General features: G+C 49.2%; 15 protein-coding genes. 3 read left to right on the top strand and 12 right to left on the bottom strand.

Annotated elements, in window-relative coordinates; genetic code table 11:
• Positions 1-75: 75 nt before the first annotated feature.
• The 3 genes from HHL17_RS17335 (at position 76) to HHL17_RS17325 (ending at position 4,747) form a co-directional block, all read left to right on the top strand.
• The gene (locus HHL17_RS17335) at positions 76-2,118 is read left to right on the top strand and encodes an outer membrane beta-barrel protein (protein ID WP_169226101.1); all 2,043 of its coding nucleotides are present in this window, start codon (positions 76-78) and stop codon (positions 2,116-2,118) included.
• Between the two features lie 103 nt (positions 2,119-2,221).
• A complete protein-coding gene (locus HHL17_RS17330; RefSeq protein ID WP_169226100.1) occupies positions 2,222-3,865 on the top strand; it encodes an acyl-CoA dehydrogenase family protein in 1,644 nt (547 codons plus the stop codon).
• 192 nt (positions 3,866-4,057) lie between these two features.
• Positions 4,058-4,747, top strand: a complete 690-nt coding sequence (locus HHL17_RS17325; protein ID WP_169226099.1) for a hypothetical protein — start codon at positions 4,058-4,060, stop codon at positions 4,745-4,747.
• A gap of 467 nt (positions 4,748-5,214) precedes the next feature.
• Here HHL17_RS17325 and HHL17_RS17320 read toward each other — a convergent pair whose 3' ends face one another.
• From HHL17_RS17320 to galB, 12 genes are all read right to left on the bottom strand, one after another.
• Positions 5,215-6,273 (bottom strand): CRISPR-associated protein Cas7, encoded by a 1,059-nt coding sequence (locus tag HHL17_RS17320; RefSeq protein ID WP_169226098.1) that lies wholly within the window; start codon positions 6,271-6,273, stop codon positions 5,215-5,217.
• Positions 6,274-6,279: 6 nt separating this feature from the next.
• A complete protein-coding gene (locus HHL17_RS17315; RefSeq protein ID WP_169226097.1) occupies positions 6,280-7,575 on the bottom strand; it encodes a hypothetical protein in 1,296 nt (431 codons plus the stop codon).
• Between the two features lie 6 nt (positions 7,576-7,581).
• Positions 7,582-9,720, bottom strand: a complete 2,139-nt coding sequence (cas3, locus tag HHL17_RS17310; protein WP_169226096.1) for a CRISPR-associated helicase Cas3' — start codon at positions 9,718-9,720, stop codon at positions 7,582-7,584.
• Positions 9,710-10,288 (bottom strand): hypothetical protein, encoded by a 579-nt coding sequence (locus HHL17_RS17305; RefSeq protein WP_169226095.1) that lies wholly within the window; start codon positions 10,286-10,288, stop codon positions 9,710-9,712. The genes cas3 and HHL17_RS17305 overlap by 11 nt, the downstream gene beginning before the upstream one ends.
• 7 nt (positions 10,289-10,295) lie before the next feature.
• The gene (cas6, locus tag HHL17_RS17300) at positions 10,296-10,961 is read right to left on the bottom strand and encodes a CRISPR-associated endoribonuclease Cas6 (RefSeq protein WP_169226094.1); all 666 of its coding nucleotides are present in this window, start codon (positions 10,959-10,961) and stop codon (positions 10,296-10,298) included.
• A 523-nt stretch (positions 10,962-11,484) separates the two neighbouring features.
• The gene (locus tag HHL17_RS17295) at positions 11,485-12,450 is read right to left on the bottom strand and encodes a DUF5996 family protein (RefSeq protein ID WP_169226093.1); all 966 of its coding nucleotides are present in this window, start codon (positions 12,448-12,450) and stop codon (positions 11,485-11,487) included.
• A 50-nt stretch (positions 12,451-12,500) separates the two neighbouring features.
• Entirely contained in the window at positions 12,501-13,670 is a 1,170-nt protein-coding gene (locus HHL17_RS17290) for an acyltransferase family protein (protein WP_169226092.1), read from the bottom strand.
• A gap of 119 nt (positions 13,671-13,789) precedes the next feature.
• Positions 13,790-14,296, bottom strand: a complete 507-nt coding sequence (locus HHL17_RS17285) for a hypothetical protein (protein ID WP_169226091.1) — start codon at positions 14,294-14,296, stop codon at positions 13,790-13,792.
• Between the two features lie 86 nt (positions 14,297-14,382).
• A complete protein-coding gene (locus HHL17_RS17280) occupies positions 14,383-15,297 on the bottom strand; it encodes a helix-turn-helix domain-containing protein (RefSeq protein WP_169226090.1) in 915 nt (304 codons plus the stop codon).
• Between the two features lie 9 nt (positions 15,298-15,306).
• Positions 15,307-16,200, bottom strand: a complete 894-nt coding sequence (locus HHL17_RS17275; RefSeq protein WP_169226089.1) for an NmrA family NAD(P)-binding protein — start codon at positions 16,198-16,200, stop codon at positions 15,307-15,309.
• A gap of 188 nt (positions 16,201-16,388) precedes the next feature.
• On the bottom strand, positions 16,389-18,605 hold the full coding sequence (locus HHL17_RS17270; RefSeq protein ID WP_240975897.1) for a glycoside hydrolase family 95 protein: 2,217 nt from the start codon (positions 18,603-18,605) through the stop codon (positions 16,389-16,391).
• A gap of 81 nt (positions 18,606-18,686) precedes the next feature.
• Positions 18,687-21,221 carry a beta-galactosidase GalB gene (gene galB / locus HHL17_RS17265; protein ID WP_240975889.1) on the bottom strand — a complete coding sequence of 845 codons (2,535 nt, stop codon included), beginning with the start codon at positions 21,219-21,221 and terminating at the stop codon, positions 18,687-18,689.
• Between the last annotated feature and the right edge of the window lie 17 nt (positions 21,222-21,238).

Genomic DNA, 21,238 nt, shown 5'->3' with positions numbered 1-21,238 from the left:
CAGTCAGGAGCTTTCTGTCGACAGACCGCCTCAGATGCTCATCTTCATCCGAATTTAGTGGTAAACGAACTCCTCATGAGATTACTCCTTTGTATCGCAGGATTGTTAAATGCCTTGATGGCAGACGCACAGGACACCACCCGAACGCGGCTACTGAAAGCGGTGACCATTGAAGCCAGGTTACCACAAATTGAGCACAGACCGGACAAAACCGTCATACAGATAGAAAATACCATCAGCAGCGAAGGCGCCAGTACGCTGGAAGTATTGGAAAAACTGCCGGGCGTACAGATAAGCCGTGACGGTCAGCTCTCTATCCAGGGACGTACCGGGGCAGTTGTGATGATAGATGGTAAAAGTGTAGCGCTGTCATCAGCCGACTTACAGGAATTGCTTCGCAGCATGCCGGCCGCCACGCTACGAAAAATAGAAATTATCTCGCATCCGGGCGCTGCTTACGATGCAGCCGGCAATGGGGGCATCATCAATATCATCCGTAAAACCAACCGCCGGGAGGGCTTTAGTGGCAGTTTCCGTGCCGGACATGGGCAGGCATGGTATCCCCGGTATAACACCGGCATCAACCTCGGCTACCGTGCCAGGTACTGTAATCTTTCTTTTGATTTGGGAGCACAGCGCAACACCGATTTTTACATCAGTGATATTACCACTAACGTATTGTATCCCGATGAAACATTACAAAACACCCAGCATACCCTGAATCGTGCCAGCAGACGCAGCACCAGTCTTACGCCAACGCTGATGGCTGACTTCTACGTATCGCCCCGGTCTACCTTCACGCTGTCAGTGATGACCAGCCGGCAGCGCGGAAACAGCCAGGTCTATTCCCTGCTACGGACAGCCACCGACAGCCAGACCGTCATCAATACCACTGATAACCAGCAGTCCAATAACCTGAGCAGCTTACACTGGCAGCTACGACCTGACAGCAGTGGCCGGCAATTGACAGTAGATGCTGATTTTGCACATTACCTCAGCAGTGCCCTTCGTAACACGGAACCGGATACAGTCCGGCTTACACAGGAAAGACGGCTGCAATTCTGTGCGTTGAAAGCAGACTATATTTTGCCTCAGGGGCCACATAGCTACCTCTCTGCCGGCTTTAAATACAGTAACGTGGATATCCGCAACGACAACGGACATGACAACGGACACGATATCATCCGGAATAAGGAGAACATACTGGCGGGATACCTGGCATACAGCCGGAGCCAAGGGGCGCTAAGGCTGCAGGCTGGCCTGAGAGCAGAGCAAACCCATAGCAACATACAGCAGACCACCTATAGTTATCTCCAACTATTTCCATCGCTGCTGGCAGCATATACATTTAATGAGCGCCATTCGTTGCAATTCAAATGTAACCGACGGATAGACCGTCCCTCCTATGCACAGCTAAATCCTTTCCGCTATCCGTTATCGCCCTTTCTCTATTTTATGGGTAATCCGCAATTGCAACCCCAGACAGCGTTTAACAATGCCCTTACCTACAGTTGGCGCCAGGCAGTTTTTATTACGATTGGTTATGATTTATATCAAAAATACATCACAACGCTTCCCACGCTGGATACAGACCAAAAGACTGTTTTGCGTACCCCTGCAAACATCGCAGGCGCCAGTGCCTGGAATATTGATATCAGCTTTACAAAAGAATGGGCGCCGTGGTGGACCACCGACGGGGAAATGACCATTTACAGCAGGCAGTTTACCAGCGATTTCTCCCAGGCTGGCAGTACTATTTCCCTTGACCTCAGCTGCAACCAGCAGTTCCGGATTACCCACCAGCTACAGGCAGAATGCCAGATACGGATCGTGTCCGGGCAACAGGATGCTACCACCATTAACAGCGGCTATTATCTCGTACATGCCGGTATCCGTCAACAGCTTTTTCGTCAGGCAGGGAGTATAGCGGTACGGCTCTCCAATATCCTTCAAAGTGAAGACGAGGCGGCACGGTATCATTATGACCGTTTGCGTCAATACCGGCAGCTCTCTTTTTTCACCAGGGCCATACAGGTAAACTTCACCTACCGCTTTGGGAAAGGGAAATCGCAGTCCAAAACGACGGCAACTCAGGAAGAACAAAAACGGGCGGAATGATGTCAGTCAACAACCCTGCAACATCCATATTCGTATAGGCCAGATGGTTAATTCATCTTAAAGGTAAATATCTTAAATTTAAGGTACATCAAATCCGTTGTTTATGTCTGGTCCCGGTTTCGATTTTGAGCACGTAGGCAATCAGGTCCCTGTGCTGGAGCACTACAACACCTTCACCACCCATCCTGTGCTGCAACACACGCTGCAGGCCTATGGCGGCGGCTGGGCAGCGCCCCTGGCCACCGAACTGGGGCAGCTGATGGGCAGCCACGAATTCCAGGAGGCCGGTACCCTCGCCAATACTTATTTACCGGTGCTGCATACGCATGACCGTTTCGGCAACCGCCTTGATACCGTGACCTACCACCCCGCCTATCACCAGATGATGACTGCCGCCATCCGGCATCAGGTTCATTCCATTGCATGGACCACGCGGGAAAAAGGCGGCTACGTCGCCCACAGCGTGCTCTCTTACCTGAAACAACAGATAGATGAAGGCAGCAGCTGCCCGTTGACCATGACATTTGCCGTTGTTCCTTCGTTGCAAATATCTCCTGATATCGCCCGTGAATGGCTGCCGCTGGTGCTCTCCACCCGGTACGACGAGCGCCACATTCCCTACACCCAAAAAAATGGCGTCACCTTCGGCATGGCCATGACAGAGCCGCAAGGCGGCAGCGATGTCCGTGCCAACATCACCATAGCGCAATCGGTAGATAATGGCATTTACCGCATCACCGGCCGTAAATGGTTTTGCAGTGCTCCTATGAGCGACGCCTTCCTGGTACTCGCCCAGGCGCCTAAGGGCCTCAGCTGTTTCCTCGTGCCGCGCTTCACGCCCGACGGTACCAAAAACCAGCTGCGGTTCCAACGGCTAAAAGATAAACTCGGCAACCGTTCCAATGCCTCCGGCGAAGTGGAGTTCCACGGCGCCTGGGCCCGTATTATCGGCGAAGAAGGCCGGGGCATCGCCAATATCATGGAGATGGTACGCCACACCCGGCTGGACTGCGCCGTCGGTTCCGCCGCCACGTTGCAGCGCGCTCTTGCCGAAGCGATACATCATTGCAAGCACCGCCATACTTTCGGCAAATCGTTGCTCAGTCACCCGTTGATGCAGAATGTGCTCACCGACCTGGCGCTTGAATCAGCGGCAGCTACCACCTTCGCCATGCGCCTCGCCAAAGGTTTCGATGACGCTAAGACAGACGAGGCAGCGTTGCACTTCACCCGTATCGCTACCGCGGTGGGCAAGTTCTGGAATACCAAACGCGCCGTACTCGCCATGGGTGAAATTGTGGAATGCCTCGGTGGTAATGGCTACGTGGAGACCTCCATCCTGCCCCGCCTCTACCGCGATGTGCCGGTCAATGCCATCTGGGAAGGCTCCGGGAATATCCAGGCACTGGACGTGCTGCGTGCCATGCATAAAGAACCACACAGCATGGAGGCGCTGATGCATTATTTTCAACAAGGCGCGCGTTTACACCCGCTGCTCACACGGCATCTGGAAGGGCTGCAGCAATTGCTTTCCCACCCAGCGGATTATGAGCGCAAAGCAAGGATCATTGTGGAGAAAATAGCTTTAGCGATACAGGCGATTGAGCTGATACAGACTTCTTCTTCTACGATGGCTGAGATGTTCTGTCAGGCACGGTTGCGGCAGGATAGGCAGTTGACATGGGGTGCATTGGAGGAGATGAACGGCTGGGAGGAGGTGGTATCTTCTGTGTACAACGGAGAATAATCAGATACCTAAAGAACCTTGGTAACTTCAACGAATACACGCAATTAATACACATACCATAAAACACAGTACAGTATTAACTTTCAGAAATACATCATAAAAAAGTCTATCTAAACATAAAGGAGAAAAAAGACTACGTTATCTTAGGGAAGAACCTATATTATTTCTTAACCCAAATCAATTAAATCCCCTATGATGACAAACAGTAAGAAAATCCTGTTATTTGTCGCGAGTGCAACGTTCCTTTTCGCCTCTTGTAAGAAAGACACGCAAGACCAGACAGGCTCTGAGCAGTACTACAAATCCCAACTTGAAAAATTAATTCATCTGAAGGAGATACCATCCTCTTCTTCAACCGTCAAAAGCACATCATCATTTAAAACTTACAAAGAGGCCTATGAAGCATTTGCCTTTGTAAGGACCGGAGAGGTTTTCACGGATACGGTGCCAGCTATGAAAGTAGCAGCTCCCAAAGGTAGCCGCAACGACCAGGCCAGGACCGACCTGGTCCAACACTTTTCCTCTTCGCCAAGCGCCTCAACCAGTTGGGGCCTGACATCATCGTTAACGTCCAGGGCTAACATTAACTTTACATGTCAATGGCAGCCCAGCTCTGTTGAAGATGAATGGATACCCAGCTCTGCTATCACCCAGAAGTCGGAACCAACATATTCATATTCTGGCTTTGGCAAGATGACCTCCACCTCTTCTTATTGGACAGGTAATTCATTCAGCGGTGACATACAAGGTGAAACTGTAGTCGCCGGCACTTCTTTTTCATGGAATCTAACAGCAAAAGGTGGTGTAAGCATTAACACGCCTCCCAAACCATGGGGAGACATGCCTACGGTTAACATGTGGCTCCAGGTAATATCTCATTAAAAATGTGCCCGGTGATGTATCGATTTGGATACATTACCGGGCCTTAATCCAATTGCGGGTGGTTTGATTAAAATCCTGGTTGCACAGCTGTTTGGGCGTGACGAAGATGTGTTGCAATTCTGCGTGGTACGATTAAAGCCATTTGGGACATGGATGTGGAGATAAAAAATATGTCTTTCAATTCCATATAGATCAATTAAAACTGGAAGAACGATCCCATTATGAAGAAGGTACCCACTTTCAATTCTTTATAGTACAATTTAAACTCATTACTCAGATGAGCTGCAAGAAAGAAGCTAAAGCCTTTCAATTCTTTATAGTACAATTTAAACCCTCCACCACAAAATCCTTCATCCGCTACCAGTAAACATTTCCCAATCCAAGCAACTCGTTTCCACCAACAAACAGTCGTCGACCTCCAATAGTATGATTTACCCCGGAGATCGACGACTTATTAAAATTAACCATCAATCATACTTATAAGCAGACATCAGCTTCACCAACTTCTCCTCCGCTTTCTCCAGCGCGTCAGCACTTCCCAGCGCGCCAGGCACATAACTCTTCGCCGTAGGTGTCACAAAAAAATCCGCTTTGGCACTTAAGTCAATGACAGGACTCGCCTGCGGTCTTTCGGTATCTACACGAAGATCCCCACGGATAGCGTAGGTAATTTGATTGGCGTTGTCACTGATGGCGATGGCTATAATACCCATCGGATCAAAAGTGCGGGACTGATTGGTGGTGATCCGCCAATTAACAATAGCCTTGGCCAGCGCCGGGATAATCTCTTCGCGCTTGTCTTTCGGGCAAATGAGACAATTACCGAAGACATTTTTTCCTTCTTTCCAGCCTTCATCCCGAAGTTTGGCTTCTATTTCGGGATACAGTTCCGGTTCAAACTTATTGGTAGAAACACAAAACAGCGTACGGAGATCTATCGCCATATCATATACGAAAAGTCCGGATGCACGGGTCTGGTCCTGTATGAAAGCCCTGTTAGGCAATGTGCGGGTATTGGAAGTAAGCCATTCTTTCAGTTCTTCGTCGCTGAGTTCCGGGCCTCTTTCTTTACCGGATGTCCAGTGTACCTTCACTTTGTGATTGCCGGTATGGGAGGTACGGTCAAAGGAGATATTCTCCGTGGGGCTGGCGATACCGCCCAACAGCGGATGCAATGGCCGCATCGGTGAAATAGATAGCGGACTTCTGCGTTTCACGGCCATGATATTGGCCCCTGCCTTCATGTACCCTCCCAGCAATTGATCTGCATAGGTGGGATCGCAGGGTGAATGCGGTTCTTTCTGGTTTGCTTTATTTTCCTTTTTATCCACTTCCCAGTTAAAAGTAATGGCGGCAAAAGGCATATTAAGCCCTTCCAGGATGGCGCGTTTTATTTGTTGACCGCTGGAATAAGCCATGCGCTTGCCTGTCTGAGGATCGAAGTAGAATTTCTGTCCGTCGTTGACAGCAAAAACAGTATGGGACACATGTCTGAGCCCCCTCAGGTAGATAAATGGTGTATCCATATAATTTTAATTTTCGGAGGATCGGTAAGAAAACTGAAAACGGATAAGGCTAAGGAACAATGGGAAATGGTCGGAAGGCATAATGATCGCTTTCTCCACCACCTTCCGGAGCGTATCCCGTACAGCAGGCACGTCATCCAGCAATTCTGTCAGTTTATCGACAAACTGTGTCAGACCCCTGGATTCCCTGATTTCCTTGCTCAGCTGTACTTTAATGGTCCTTCCTTTTTTATCACTTCTGCCAAACTCTATCAGTGCTGCGGCTACTTCATCGGCCAGCGTCAATAATTCGTCTTTGTTTAACATGGCAATCAACCAAATTTTGAATGTATAAAAATAAAATGCAGTGTCTTTTGAGTAAACGAATTCCTTCCCGCCGCCAAAAGGCTTGGGCATATACATGCGGAGCGCCTTTGGTTCCAGTGCTTTCAGGCCAATAACGCCCAGTTTGCAGGCAGCTCTGAAATCATAGTATGTTTCAAGCTTTTCAATCTGAGACGCTTTCAGAAGCGTATCTTCACCAAAGAAAATTTCCTCCCGCCATTCAAACAGCCTGTTTACCTCCGACGGCACCAGCGCGATAAAACCGAGGGTAGTATTCGTTTGCGAAAGATTATAAGCATACATCATCAGCGAGTCCAAATGATGAAACCGCTTTGCCAACTCAAAGGTTATTTGTGCCCATGGCTGCGTTGGAATACTCCATTTCCCCATCACCTTTTCCGGTTCAAACGGCAGCCGGCGGCGGGTCTTGAGGAATTCCGGTCCATGGCACAGCCAGTTTCCATTCCAGGTTTCTATCTGTTTATTTTTTAGTCCATCTCTTTGTTCCAGGTAGCTCCGGTAGTGCTCCCAGCCTTTATATAACAACCACAGTACTTCTTCATCATCGATGAGTATCACATAACCGCCTTTCACCCCTATGCCTAATGCTGCACCAATCCAGGATGCATACATATCTTCCTTATCGATGTTATTACTCATGCCGGTCAGTTGTCCTGATGTGGTGGCATCCATATCTTCCGCAGGTCCGCCCACATAGGTGCCCATATACACCCTGTGCTCCTGGATCCTTTCTTTAAGCGTTACCAACTGGGCTTTTGATTTGCTTCCATGTGAAGCAGCTGCGCCCTTTTCCGGTGCGTAGTGGAACGGAGAGTTCGCCACATGCATGAGGTGACCTTCGTCTTTAAAAAAGATCTTAAAAAACTTATCCTCAAAGAATGCTGCTGCTGTAAAATTTTTCTTTTCACACCGGTTATAATACGCGAGGAACTTTTTACCGATATAACTTGTATACATACACTATTACGGTTTTTCGTCATTTAACATCAGTCCTTTTTTTGCATGGGATGCCTTTGACTGCATTACCACAAAGGGTTTGGAGCCCACCTCCAATTGGGTTGACGCTAACTTATTGGTTTTAACAAGCCACCGGCTGATGGGGATCTCCATCTTGCGCCGTTGTTTCCAGCCCGCTTTTTTGTAGCGAAGCTCATCTTCTTTCAGAATACAGGTAAGACTGTCGATCATCATCATAGACAATATGGGGTTGCGGGTATCTGTCAGTTCACGGATAACATAGCGGCCATTACGGAAAATCAGGTGGTCATCTATTTCCCGGAGATGCAGCGAAGGATATAAAGTATCCAGTTTACACTGAAGATCACGTTCCTCCAGGTCACCATCGGGTAAAAGCTGGTAGCTCTTTTCCACTGTTTCCTTATCGTAAGGCCTGCAATCGCCGGCAGGCGCCAACACATAGACCGGCTTCCGAATCTTGCCGCTATCCACACTCCTTCTGCGATGTATCCTGCCCATCCGCTGTATCAGGCATTCCAACGGAGCGCACGCCGTGACCAATAGGTCAAAACTGATATCCAGACTAACTTCCACCACCTGTGTAGCGATGACAATGCAAGGACCTTCTGCTTTGTCAAGTTTTTCCAGCTTTTGTTCTGCTTTATGCCTGAACATCCAGCTGAACTGCCTGTGTATTAACAACACAGGGATGTCTTTGAAGATTTGCTCATATATTTCATAAGCCTTCTGCGCTGCGTCGACTGTATTAAAAACCAACAGGCATTTCTCTCCATCATCGATCGCTTTTTGTAAGATACCCGGAACGGTCCGGTCATCCTGTAAACGGTGAATAGTGTGACGGTTGTAGCTGTCCAGTACCTCCGCCGGCGCCACCACCTCATACACATTTTCAGTCCCGCCTAAGATTTCCAGTATGGCATCATAAAGGCATCGTGGCATGGTAGCCGTGCCGATATGAATACGACAATTCAGTCGCACCAACGTTTTGACAATTTCCAGGACCATTGCCTGCGAGAACTCTTCGTAGGTGTGAATTTCGTCGAGGATAACATCACATCCTTCCAAATCCAGCATCATGCTTTCAAAGCCGGCAATTCCAAACACGATCGCAGCCACCTGGTGCGGTGTCATTACTTTTACCGCCGCTCCTGCCAGGGAGGGCGCCAGCCTTTCTTCCTTCTCTTGTTCCTTTTTTTTATCTATTATCAATTCGGATGTACCATGCTGAAGATCGACGACAGTTTGCAGCAGCTCCTCCAACCGTTCCTGCATCGCGTTGCAGGAAGCCTGGTAAGGCAGCATATAGAAAATCCTGCCCACACAACGCCGGATCAAAAACTCCGTTTTCCCGCTGCTGGTAGGGTATGATACGATGGTATGAGGCCTTCGATCGTCCACCGGCTGCTTAGACAAGGGATACAGGTCGTTTCCCTGCCGGGAGTTTACCAGGGTCTGGTCCGGCTTTTTAAACAGCCGGTCCAGGCGCCGCTGCGTATTGAAAGTATAGGCAGAGGCGAAATGGTCTGCCGCTTTCAACAGGCCTCGCCAACGAGACCATCCAACTGGCTTTCGTGCACAATACTCTACCACGTAATGCAGGGCTGCTTCCGCTTCTCCCCGGGAGATCACCGGGCAATCATATTTAAAATACCGCAGGATACTTCGGCCATACTCCCGCCATTCTTCCCAATCATGCAAATGCTGGGGTATCCAGTGCCTGTCGTTATTGTCGAGGTCCAGAATCCCCTGGCGTCGCGGGTCATAAACAACTGAACGGTGATGCGCCACCACCATGTCGATCAGCACATCCCATTCTTCACGCGGGAAGGCCGGCAGGAAAGCCAGTGATGACAACTCATGCCGATGGGTATATCCCCAATCCACTTCTTCGACCGCTGTGAGAGATCTCTTCTTTTGCAGTTTACGCCGGAAGTGAGGATGCGCTTTGCCCAAATCATGCAAGACACCACCTTTGCGGGCGAGTTTATGACAGAACTGATGTTGAAATTGCCGGCACATGACATCCAGTGCCCACGTAACATGCTTCAGATGCAGATATAGCTTCACATCTCCGTACTCCTTGCTCTTGGCCTGTATTTTCCGCCAATGAACCTTATCCTTCATTTCGTATAGGATATCCGGTGATTACCAATCTTCCATACATGGAGCGTCCTTCCGCAAAACGATTGTGCCCAACCTTGAAGCCGGTATCAGCATCCGCTGGCTCCAGTTCAAAACCGTTGATACCGTTGAATTCGGCTTCCTGCATTTCTTTCACCTCATCCGGGAAAAGCAGGTCCTCATTGCGGCAAAGGCAGATGGTTTGCTGAGATGCCCTTTCCGCATATGTCCGTTCATCAAAAGCCAGGTATAGATGCGGCATCAGCAGTACCCCTCTTTTGATCGTGCTCTGGTTGGACTTATAAATGCCTTTTTCCTTCGTGTATTTAAAACCACCTTTAGACCAGGTCCTCTCCAGCTGGATGTCTACACCACAGTAATTCAGCCGGTGCCGGCAAATCACCGTCCCTCCGTTTGTTTCTTCCAGTAACTCAGGAAACAATTTCTTTTCCATCCCCTCTACGATAGAAGGTGTAAGGAACTGCTGGCTAAATGTTTCACTATCTCTCACGGCCGTCCATGGCTTTATAAACCCAAAGGGGCCACTGTATTTAACGACATAATATTGCATACTATTCTTATTTCAATGCCCCAAAACCAATACCCGTGCAGTTACCCACACCCACCTCCCAGGCAAATGCGACTTGCTCCGGAGTGCCTTCCACCACCACAGGACACATACTGGCCTTATTGTTAACCGTTTTATAGGTGATCATTTTAGCTTTGGCATTGGGGTATGCTGTGTTAAAGGAGACTGTCACACCTTCGTCGGAAAGACCCGCCTGGCGGAGTTTTCGCTTCAGCACAGTGGTCATATGTTCACCCGCTTCAGGATCATTAAACAGCAGGTGTTTGTCTTTTCGCGGCTCCAGGTACTTCTTTACAAACACCGGACTGGCAGGATAAAACTCTTGTCTGCTCTGAAATACCGGTGTTTCCATGATGGCAATGCCCCGCACTTCAATCCCAAAACAAATGGTCGGATCATCCTGAACTCCCTGGACGATTCTCTTTGCCAGGGTGGTATCATAGGCGGCGATAAAGAAATAGGAATCATCTCTTGTTCTGATTCCATTGGATACAATGTCTACATTTTGAAGCCAGGAAAAGCTGTACAGGCTTAACTTTCCATGGATTTCATTTCTCCTCCCGATCCATTTATGCAGGGCGCCGGTTAAGAAAACCTGGTGTTGATGAAAATAGATGATGTTTTTGCTTCCGCTAACGTTTAGCACTAATCGCATAAAAACGAGGGTTGAATTTGAAGGTTAGAGATTAAAAAATGGGGTTGAGGGATTTCATTACCGGATAAATGTCCGACGGGTAACAATTGGCACCTGTAAAAACCCCGATGGACACCTATTTTCTATTTAATAAATTAACTGTCAAAAAGCTACCAAAGCAGTTTCTAACAATATTGCGTTTGTTTTTCTGACACATAATTTATTATTGGGCATCTATATAAGACACCCATCTGAAATTGGAGTAGTATCTATACACAAAAAATTTTCTCCTGTGAATTATTCACAAACTTCCTTACCCTCAAATTGGCAACTGATATATTTATTGATGAGTGAAAATACTATCAATACCGGATCACATTATTCATTTTTACATGCGTATATCTAATTGACTAACAGTGTTTTGCAGGGGCATTGTTTTGTTCTCGTTTTAGTATCCTTTACCTATCCTTTATCTATCCTGGTGCAAAGTGGTGTCAGACTTGAAGCAACATCAATGTTTTTTTACCTGCCCCGATTAAATACATCACCTCGTCTTATAACACCCATAAGCCTCCTCCAGATCAGAATGATCACATTCCAGCGCTTTACGGTCCCAGTGACTGGTATTGGCTGCCGCTTCATAAGTAGACTGTAAAAAAGCCATCAGGGTGCCTTCGGGGTCATCTGACTGCTGCACAGCCGCATAAGGCAATAAGAATTCACCCATTTCCGGACTGTAAAAGGCTGTTGCCGGTTGTACCGGCTGTGTCGCAAATTCAGGCGCAACCGGATAGGCATAGGAATAAAAGAATGCTTGCGGAAACTGATCGTTGCCTGGCCAGAAGCCGCAGGAGCTGACTTCTTTGGAATAGGCTTCCTGCATCACAACAGCCGGCATATTCGGCATTTCTCCCTGGTGCACCGGTGCATCCCGACCGGAGAAGCGGGTCACAGCCAGATCAAAAGCCCCCCAGAAGAAATGCACGGGGCTGCATTTGCCGGTGAAGCCTGCGCGGAAACGGGTAAATACATTATGCATACGCACCAGCGCCTGCCAGAAATGCTCCATCTGGTGCTGGTCGTATGACTGGTGCAGCTGATCTTTTGTAAAGGGAATAGCATCAGGCATTTCGCTGGGAACGGGATAGATCGTCACATCAATATTCAGCGACTGCAACTTGTCAAACAGGGAGGCGTAAAAATCTGCCACGGTACGCGGCCTCAGGCCCAGCGCCTCTTTCTCCCCCTTGCTGGTGGTGATCACCACCTGATGATGCACAAAATCAAAATCGATCTGGAAGATCCCATGCCGATACGGCATGCTGCCGGTGCTGAGTCCATAGGGATTGACATATAATGTAACATGCCAGGAATGGTTGAGCCACGGCATCTGGCGCAGGCGTATTTTGCCCACTATCTGTGTCCACAGGTGCACGGTGGCAAGGGTGTCTTTCCAGCTGTTATAATCGATAACCGGCCATTGGCCGGATGACAAAGGTGAATGCTGCATGATTGTTCCTGATATTTCTTCAGGATAACAACCAAAACCAGCCGGGGGTTCTACAAATATTTACCGATGATGCTGTTTTTTCTGGCGATGGCCGTCACACCCCAGCTCAGCAGCCAGCTGAACACAAAAGTGATGAGGAACTTGGGCCATGCCGTCAGCGGTACGTCCAGCAGCAGATACTGGCACCATAAAACAAAAATATAATGCACCAGATAGATGCCATAGGCATTGGCGGAAAGGGACTGCCACCAGGCGCTGCTACGGTTCATCAGGCTTTTAAAAATCGTCAGGAAAGCGACACCGCTCAGCGTACAGGACAGTATCCAGACGGAGCGGTATATCAGCGTGGCCTGCATCAGGCTCAGCTCCTGCCGGGCCATCATGGCTGTCAGTGGCGCTTCGCTGCCTTTCAGGAACGCATATACGCCCAGGGCGGCCAATGCCCAGCACCACCAGTAACGCACAAACGCTGAACCGTCGGCGAAAATACTGCGACCAAGACCACGGACCCCGATCAGCATCCCGAGGAAAAAGTAACCGAAATAAAGCAGCACCCGGCTTACCTGGAAATCAAACGGCCCGATGCCTGTCCATTTCCCGGCGTCAATCAATAATACCATGGGGACATACAATATCCAGCTAAAGAGAAACCAGTACAGCAGGAGTTTTCCCGGCTGTTGCTGCCGACCGGCGAGCCATTGGCTCCAACGCTCCACTACTTGTTGCAGGAGCGGAAACAGGGCGGCCACGATCAGGTTAAATACAAACAGCACCCAGATGAACCATGGCGGTCCTACCGGCCATGCTTCTACCGTAAAAAAATCAGCTACATAAGCAAGAACATCATGCTTGCCATGTGCGATATAATAAGGAGGATAATACGCCAGCAACATCAATACGGTAACACCGATAAGAAAAGGAACAAACAAGCGGTAAAAGCGGTCGCGTATAAATTTACCTGTGCCTTTGTTTTGCAGGCTGCGAAACACAAAGATGCCGCTGATCAGGAACATCAGCGACATAAAAAACACGTCGTTAAAATCCTCAAAGATATCAAGCCCCCTGCTCCGGGCTGCATCCACCACCGGGTGAGTGGAGCGGATATAGGCAGTTTTATCAAACCAGGCAAACGTGGTATAGGCCAGTGAAGAATGATGTGCCACCACTAATACGGTAACGAATGAACGCAGATTGTCCACCCAACTTGTTCTGTTGTTCATGCTACAATATATTTCTTTTCAGGTATCCCGTGGTGATTTATGGGACCAGCGGCAATCACCTCCTTAAATTGTCGTAACAAAAAGGGTTGCAGATTTCTCTGCAACCCGTTTTAAATATCTCAGTCATCATCCCCGTGATGTCCATGTCCACGGCCACGTCCGCGCCAGTGGCCTCTTCCCTGATCATCATCATCGTCATCGTCACGATCACGGTAGCGACGGTACCGGTCATCGTGGCAATCACGGATAATGTCCTGGCGACCGTAGCAACCGCGGTACCTGCCATAGCGGTCCCGATAGTAGCCGGCATTCAGATACGGCCTCGGATCGTTGATCACCACTTTATACCCGCGGTACAGGTCATAGTGATAATAACGGGGCAATGCGGGCGCAAACACCCAATCACCTTCATCACGGTCGAAATAAATAAACTGACGGCGGGGAATGTAATAGTAGGCATCAACATCAGGCAGGTAGTAGTATTCAGCGTAGTCGTAACCAACGGGGCCCCAAAGCGGCTGGCTGCCTACGTTTAAGTTGACATTAACACGGACCTGGGCTTGTGTTGTTGGTGCATAGTACATGCCAGCGGCCAACAGGAGGGCCATCACAGCAAGCTTCTTCATAAAAATACGGTTTATACTACCATCCATGCTAATTTAATGCCAGATTCTGCTGACATCGGTTGCACTATGCCCCGCTATAAAATTTATCAGTTAAATGATTGCCGGAAGGCCTGCGGAGAAAGGTTCGTCTTGGTTTTAAACAGTTTACTGAACGACTGCGGATGCTCAAAGCCCAGCTCATAGGCAATTTCACTCACCGACAAGCTGGTGGTGGACAACTTCTCTTTCGCCTTTTCCATGAGTTTGTCGTGGATATGCAGCTGGGTGCTTTTACCGGTCAGCACTTTCAGCAACCCGCTGAGATAATTGGGGGACATGTTGAGCTGATCAGCGATGTACTGCACCGTAGGTAATCCCTTTCGCAGCAGGTCTCCACTGTTGAAATAGGTATCCAGCAAGGATTCCATCCTATCCAGCACCTGGTGGTTCGTTATTTTTCGTGTCAGAAACTGGCGGTGGTAGAACCGTTCCGAATAGGTGAACAACAGCTCCAGCTGGGCAATCATGACGTCATGACTGAACTGGTCCATGTTGCCATGGTATTCCTGCGCGATGTTTTGCATGATAGAAGCGATGGTCGTCTCCTCTTTTTCGGACAGGTGTAGCGCCTCATGCACGGCATAGCTGAAATATTCGTACTGCCGGATCTTTTTGGCCAGCGGGGTATTCCAGAGAAAATCGGGATGGACCAGTAAGAGCCATCCCGTATGTTTATATTCCTCATTCGTTTGAATGGAAAACACCTGACCCGGCGCCATAAAGAACATAGTGCCTTCATCAAAATCATATTGCTGCTGACCATATTTCATTTTCCCGGCGAAGTTCCGTTTCAAAGCTATAGCATAAAACTCCTGCACCAGGAATTTCGGTTCATCGGGCTCCCCTCTTTTAAGGTCCTCGAAGTTGATGACGCTGATCAGCGGATGCTCCGGGCTGGGTAGGCGCCGCAGCTGATGCAATGCGCTGATGGTTTTGAGCTGATAAGGTTGAGTGCCTGCCATGGGTTTAAATTAGTTACTTTTTGCGAATACCGCCGCAAACTCCCTGGCAAAGTCTTCCACCTTTACCTTTCCGCTGGTAGCGGGCGGATTTTGGTAGTAGTCTTCCCCCAGTATGCCGGAGTGGAGACTATCATACAGCTCCACCAGTGCGGCCGCTGTGGCTGCGGGCACGCCGTGCGTATCCAGTTGGCCCCGTACTACCGTGCCCGGAACCACTTGCCATGCCAGGTCCGGCTTACCAATGGCTTTTCCCAATATGGCCGCCACCTCATTGCAGGTGCGTTCATCACTGGTGAGGTAACGTACCTTCGGCGCGTTGCTGGTGCGGACAATCTCCTCCGCTACTACGTCTGCGATATCCGACGGAGATACCCAGAGCACCTTATCCTCTCCCCCGTAGTTGGCGGCAATGAAGCCCAGCTCCCGGATCATGCCGGCGAAGTTGTATAAATTATAATAGAAGCTGGTCGGCCGTATATGCGTCACCGTCAGTTCCGGTACTGCATTCAGTATTTTTTCCGCATAGTGGGAGCCGAGGATCATACCGGTGCCGCGGTCCAGGTGTGCGCCATAGCTACTCAGGTACACCACCCGTTTCACGCCAGCTTTACCAAGGGCCTGTGCGTAGTTAGCTGCAATCCGGCTGTAGTACTCCACCGGTGTCTCCTGCGTGGTGTAGTTGGGCGGGGTCATACAATACACGGCGTCGGCGCCGGTAAAAGTCTTTTCCAGAAATGCCGCATCGGCGAGGGAGCCTATGGCCGCCGTAGCGCCGAGCGCTTCAATGGCAGCCTGCTTGTCGGGGCTGCTGCTGATAACGGTCACGGTATGACCTTTCTCCACTAATTGTTGTGTCAATGGCTTGCTGATGTTTCCCAGGGAACCTGTTACAATGATGTTCATGTTGTATGTTTTTTTGCTGTCACAAAGTTCCTATACCGGTACCGGTCTTACGAAGCCAAATCTACTTTTGTTGTAGCCAAACGTATTATATATCAGCCGGAGGAAGACCGGGATACGGGCAACTAACGAAAAAAGCCTTGCAGAACGTGGTCCTACAAGGCTTTTTCAGCTATTTCAAATCAAAATGACTATTCCTTTTCCGTCAGGACCTGTGTTTTCTTATCGTTCACACGCACCCATACTTTTGTTGGTTTCGCAGCACTTATCCGGTATTTTGTAACGCGTCCGTTTTCCCAGGTGCAATCTACCGTAAATCCTCCCCGGGCTTTCAGGCCCTTAAAAGATCCTTTAGCTGCCCAGCCGGCAGGTATACCTGGCAGCAAATGAATTTCTCCGGCATGGCTTTGTAACAGCATTTCCGCCACCGCACCGCTGATACCAAAATTGCCGTCCAGCTGAAACGGCGGATGACTGGCAAAGAGGTTAGGCAAAGTGTTATAAGTGAGCAATCCGCGCACCATCATGCCCGCTTTTTCCCCTTCCCGTAAACGTGCCCAGAGCGCACAACGCCAGGGCCATGTCCAGGAGCGGCGGCTATCTCCCACAGTTGATTCCACCGTAAAAGGCGTATTGATATTTTTTCCATAGTTCCCACTCCGGCTACGCAGCGAAATAATGGCAGCTTTTGCCAGCTCAGGGGTCTTTACCATGCTGATCTGACGGCCAGGATATACCGCGAACAGGTGCGACGTGTGCCTGTGCTGATCGTCCGGATCATCCCGGTCTTCCTGCCATTCCTGTAACTGCCCCCATTTCCCGGTTTTATTAGGCGCCAGATGTGCCTGCATATCTGCTACCTTCACCTGGTAGTCAGGGTCAATACGCAGTGCCTTTGCAGCTTCCAGGTAATTTTGAAAAAGGTCCCACACCAATTGCTGATCATGCATCACACCATCTTCACGGGGACCATGCTCCGGCGACCAGCCATTGGGAATCATCAGCGTTCCATCCGGCATTTTCTTCAGCCGGTCTTCCCAAAACTGACACACCTCTTTCAGGATGGGATAACCGGTATTTCGTAAATAGTTGTTGTCCATGGTAAAAGCCCAATGCTCAAACACATGCTGGGCATACCATGCGCTGGCCGGGATATTCCATTCCCATCCATTTCCACCAAAAATATTCTGGCTGGTGCGGGCCGTCCAGCCACGTACATGCTGTCCGAATGCTTTTTTAGTGGCCACGCGGCATGGCTCACGGAAAGCGGTAATAAAATCAATCAATGGCACGTGGCAGTCGGATAAATTGGTGGATTCTACCGCCCAGTAATTCATCTGGATATTGATGTTGTTATGATAATCACTGGCCCATGCCGGTGAATTACTGTCGTTCCACAAACCCTGCAAATTTGCCGGCAGGCCCCCTGCGCGGGAACAACTGGCCAATAAATACCTGCCATACTGAAACATGGTTTCTTCCAGGTCCGGATCAACCCCTCCGGCGGCGTATTTTGTTAAACGGACGTCAATGGGCAATGCCAGCAAATCTGCCGTAGTACTCCCTATATCAACCGTAGCAGCACCGGTAAGATGTGTAAGGTCTTTTATATGACGGCTGATTAATGTTTGATAGCTTGTTTTTTGCGCAGCCGCCAACTCCTGCAGTATCCGGGGCATCGGATCGGCGCCCCGCCAGCCGGATGCGTAATCAGGCTTGTAATTGGTACGGGCATCCAGGTAAATAACAATGGTATTGCAATCCTGAAATACCCAGTTATTGCCTTCTACCGAAACCTTTCCACCTTCATGAGTCACCTGCAGTTTAGCGGCATACTTCAGGTGATTGGGCATTTCACCCACAAAGCTCAATCCGTTTGCACCGGCAACACTCACTGCTCCCTGTGCCGATTGCATGCATATTTTACCGGACAATCCCCCTTTCTTATCAGCAGTATACCTGAACACGATGGACTGATCGGGATGACTGGCAAATGCCTCCCTTTTATAATGCACACCATCTATATCAAAAAAAGTAGTGTGTACCCCGGTCCGGATATTCAACGCGCGCTGATAACCAGTAGCCGCGTCAGCGTGATCAAACTGGACGGAGAACTCACCAAAGTTGCGATATGCACCAAATCCATGGTCCCCTGTTTCATAGGCGCCGTCCCAATTGTTGTCCCCACTCCACAAACTTTGTTCGTTAAACTGTATCCTGTCATTTTTAACCCCGCCATACAACATGGCCCCCATTCTGCCGTTGCCAATGGGCAACGCCTCTGCGTCCCATTTCAATGCTGGTTTGGTATACCATAATTCATCCGGGTGTGTCGCTCCCGCGCTGGCAGGCAAGGCGACCATCATCCATAGTAAACCACCTAAATATTTACAGATACTTATTTTCATATATCAATTATTTTCTGCGCGAAAAGCGCAGGACTTATACCTGTTAGTATGACTAAACCAATTCTTTAAAAAGGTATAACATTAGTGGATGTTGATCTTTTGTGTCGCCATTTTTAAGTTTCCCTCACTTGCTGCTGACACTTTTATAACACCGGTAGCGCCTTTCTTTGCGCGGATGATCACCTGTGCCATGCCATTGTATGCCAAACGCTCCGTGCTCTTAAAAGACACGAGCGAGGTAGCATCTCCATTATCAGTAGCTACAATTTCTCCCGGGCCTTCCATGGAAAATTTCACCAAGGGATGGGCACCTGGCACCATCACCTTATTTTTATCCACCACCAGCAGGGTAATATAACACAGGGAGATGCCATCTCCTGATACGGTTTCTGATTCCGGCTTAAGTAACAAAGCACTGGCCTCCCCCGCAGTTTTCACCACATCTGTAGCCCAGTACTTTCCGTTTTTATAAGCCACCACTTTTAATTCTCCGGGCTGATAGATCACGCTGTCCCATACCAGGCGGAAATCAATACCAGGCCGCTTCGCTTTCATACCCAGGCTTTTCCCGTTTAAAAACAGTTCTGCTTTATCACCGGAAGTATATACGTGGACAGGAACCAGGGAGTCTATTCTTCCAGGCCAGTTCCAGTGCGGCATAATATGCGCCATCGGGTATTCCGGCCGCCAATGCGCCTGATAGTTATAAAACCGGTCTTTGGGGAATCCGCACAAATCTACAATACCAAAATAGCTGCTCCTGGATGGTGGATTCTTTCTCCTTATTTCTTCCAGCGCTTTTTCCAGTTCCCGTCTTTTTGCAGTATCCGTTCTGAAATTGAGCAGGTTCGTTTCATCGGAATTAAAAGGTGTAGGTTCTCCCAGGTAATCAAATCCGGTCCATACAAACTCTCCCAACAGGTGTGGATGTTTTGCATTAATACGGAACTGTTCATCCGGAGAACAGCCCCATCCTGGCCATGCCACATCATAGGAAGTCACCTGGTAATTGTGGTAATTTTCCCCAAAAAAATATTCCCCCCGGGAACTTACACAGGAAGAGGTTTCACTGCCCATAGTAGGTTTATTCTTATACCGCTCGTCCTGGTCCCACTTCGACTGCTGGGAGAAGAAATAGTTTACCCCCATCACATCCAATGCCATCGCCGCGCCACTGTTTCTTCCGCCATCCGGATCATTATACGCATTGGAAACGGGCCTGGTAGGATCTTCCCGGTGCACAATATCTGTCAGCTCTTTCGTGATGGCAACATCCTGCTGGTCCATTACCTCATTGCCGATAGACCACATTATAACGGCGGGATGATTACGATCTCTGTGTACCATGGCAACCAGGTCTTTCTCATGCCATTCCGGAAACAACTTATTATAATCATTCTTGCGCTTACCATGCTTCCAGGCATCAAACGACTCGTCCCATACCAGTAATCCCATCTGGTCCGCCAGCTCCAGCAGCTCAGGTGCAGGGGGATTATGAGAAGTACGGATAGCATTACAGCCCATGTTCTTCATAATGGTGAGCTGACGACGCAATGCGGTGATATTGATCGCCGTACCGATGGCGCCCATATCGCTGTGCAGACACACGCCTTTTATGTCGACCCGCTTACCATTCAGGCGGAATCCATCCCGAGGGGTAAACTCCAGTTTGCGGATACCAAAAACAGTGTTATAGCTATCTTTCCGGCCCTCCGGCGTATGCACCGTTGTTTGTGCGATGTAAAGGCCGGGGTGTTCCAGCGACCAAAGTACGGGATGATCTAACGTCAGTTCCGCACTGGCATTCCGGAAGCTGCCAGGAGAAAGTTCAAATGACTGCTCGCTGGTAGCCGCTACCTTCCTGCCTATCTTTTTACCATCCGGCGAAGTATAGATAACGGTATTTACAAAAGCCTTTACCGGCACGTTTCCCTGGTTCTCCACCCTCACATCCAGTTTCACACTGGCTTTGTTCTCAGAAATATTACTGGCAGTAATACAGGTACCCCAATGCGCCGTATGAACAGGCGCCGTCTTCACCAGCCATACGTGCCGGTACAATCCCGCCCCCGGATACCACCTGGAATCCCAGCTATCGGTATCAAGTCTTACCGCTACGACATTCTTTTGGCCGAACTGCAGATAAGGGGTAATATCCATCCGAAAAGAATTATAGCCATACGGCCATGTTCCCACGTAATGACCATTTACCCACACTTTGGCATAAGCCATGGCGCCATCAAAATCCAGGAAGATCTTTTTATCCTTGTCCTGTTCCGGTATCTCAAACTGCTTCCGATACCAACCAATACCTTTCCAGGGCAGTTTGCCCGTATTCCCGCTCAATTCAATTCTAAAAGGCCCTGCAATGGCCCAGTCATGTGGCAGATCCAGCTGCTCCCATCCCCCATCGGCAAATCCGGATTGTTCCATTCCTGTCGTCTCAGCCTTCACCGTACCATCGGCCTGGGTACCAAACCGGGCAAAACGCCAGTTCGCATCAAAAAGAGTTACATCTCCATTTCCTTCCCGCAAAAAGGATGACTGTGCAGAAGCCCTCACTGTACACAATAACCAACACACCAGGGCGAACATTATTCCAGTCCTGTATATCATGATCATACATATTTTCC

The organism is Chitinophaga fulva (assembly GCF_012927205.1).
In the GTDB taxonomy this organism is placed as follows: Bacteria; Bacteroidota; Bacteroidia; order Chitinophagales; family Chitinophagaceae; genus Chitinophaga; species Chitinophaga fulva.
Note: the sequence above shows the minus strand (reverse complement) of the source record. Positions and strands in the feature narration are given on the sequence as shown.

Coding starts and splice junctions, on each gene's coding strand:
- HHL17_RS17335 (WP_169226101.1), top strand. CDS start 76: ATGAGATTACTCCTTTGTATCGCAGGATTGTTAAATGCCTTGATGGCA.
- HHL17_RS17330 (WP_169226100.1), top strand. CDS start 2,222: ATGTCTGGTCCCGGTTTCGATTTTGAGCACGTAGGCAATCAGGTCCCT.
- HHL17_RS17325 (WP_169226099.1), top strand. CDS start 4,058: ATGATGACAAACAGTAAGAAAATCCTGTTATTTGTCGCGAGTGCAACG.
- HHL17_RS17320 (WP_169226098.1), bottom strand. CDS start 6,273: ATGGATACACCATTTATCTACCTGAGGGGGCTCAGACATGTGTCCCAT.
- HHL17_RS17315 (WP_169226097.1), bottom strand. CDS start 7,575: ATGTATACAAGTTATATCGGTAAAAAGTTCCTCGCGTATTATAACCGG.
- cas3 (WP_169226096.1), bottom strand. CDS start 9,720: ATGAAGGATAAGGTTCATTGGCGGAAAATACAGGCCAAGAGCAAGGAG.
- HHL17_RS17305 (WP_169226095.1), bottom strand. CDS start 10,288: ATGCAATATTATGTCGTTAAATACAGTGGCCCCTTTGGGTTTATAAAG.
- cas6 (WP_169226094.1), bottom strand. CDS start 10,961: ATGCGATTAGTGCTAAACGTTAGCGGAAGCAAAAACATCATCTATTTT.
- HHL17_RS17295 (WP_169226093.1), bottom strand. CDS start 12,450: ATGCAGCATTCACCTTTGTCATCCGGCCAATGGCCGGTTATCGATTAT.
- HHL17_RS17290 (WP_169226092.1), bottom strand. CDS start 13,670: ATGAACAACAGAACAAGTTGGGTGGACAATCTGCGTTCATTCGTTACC.
- HHL17_RS17285 (WP_169226091.1), bottom strand. CDS start 14,296: ATGAAGAAGCTTGCTGTGATGGCCCTCCTGTTGGCCGCTGGCATGTAC.
- HHL17_RS17280 (WP_169226090.1), bottom strand. CDS start 15,297: ATGGCAGGCACTCAACCTTATCAGCTCAAAACCATCAGCGCATTGCAT.
- HHL17_RS17275 (WP_169226089.1), bottom strand. CDS start 16,200: ATGAACATCATTGTAACAGGTTCCCTGGGAAACATCAGCAAGCCATTG.
- HHL17_RS17270 (WP_240975897.1), bottom strand. CDS start 18,605: ATGAAAATAAGTATCTGTAAATATTTAGGTGGTTTACTATGGATGATG.
- galB (WP_240975889.1), bottom strand. CDS start 21,221: ATGATATACAGGACTGGAATAATGTTCGCCCTGGTGTGTTGGTTATTG.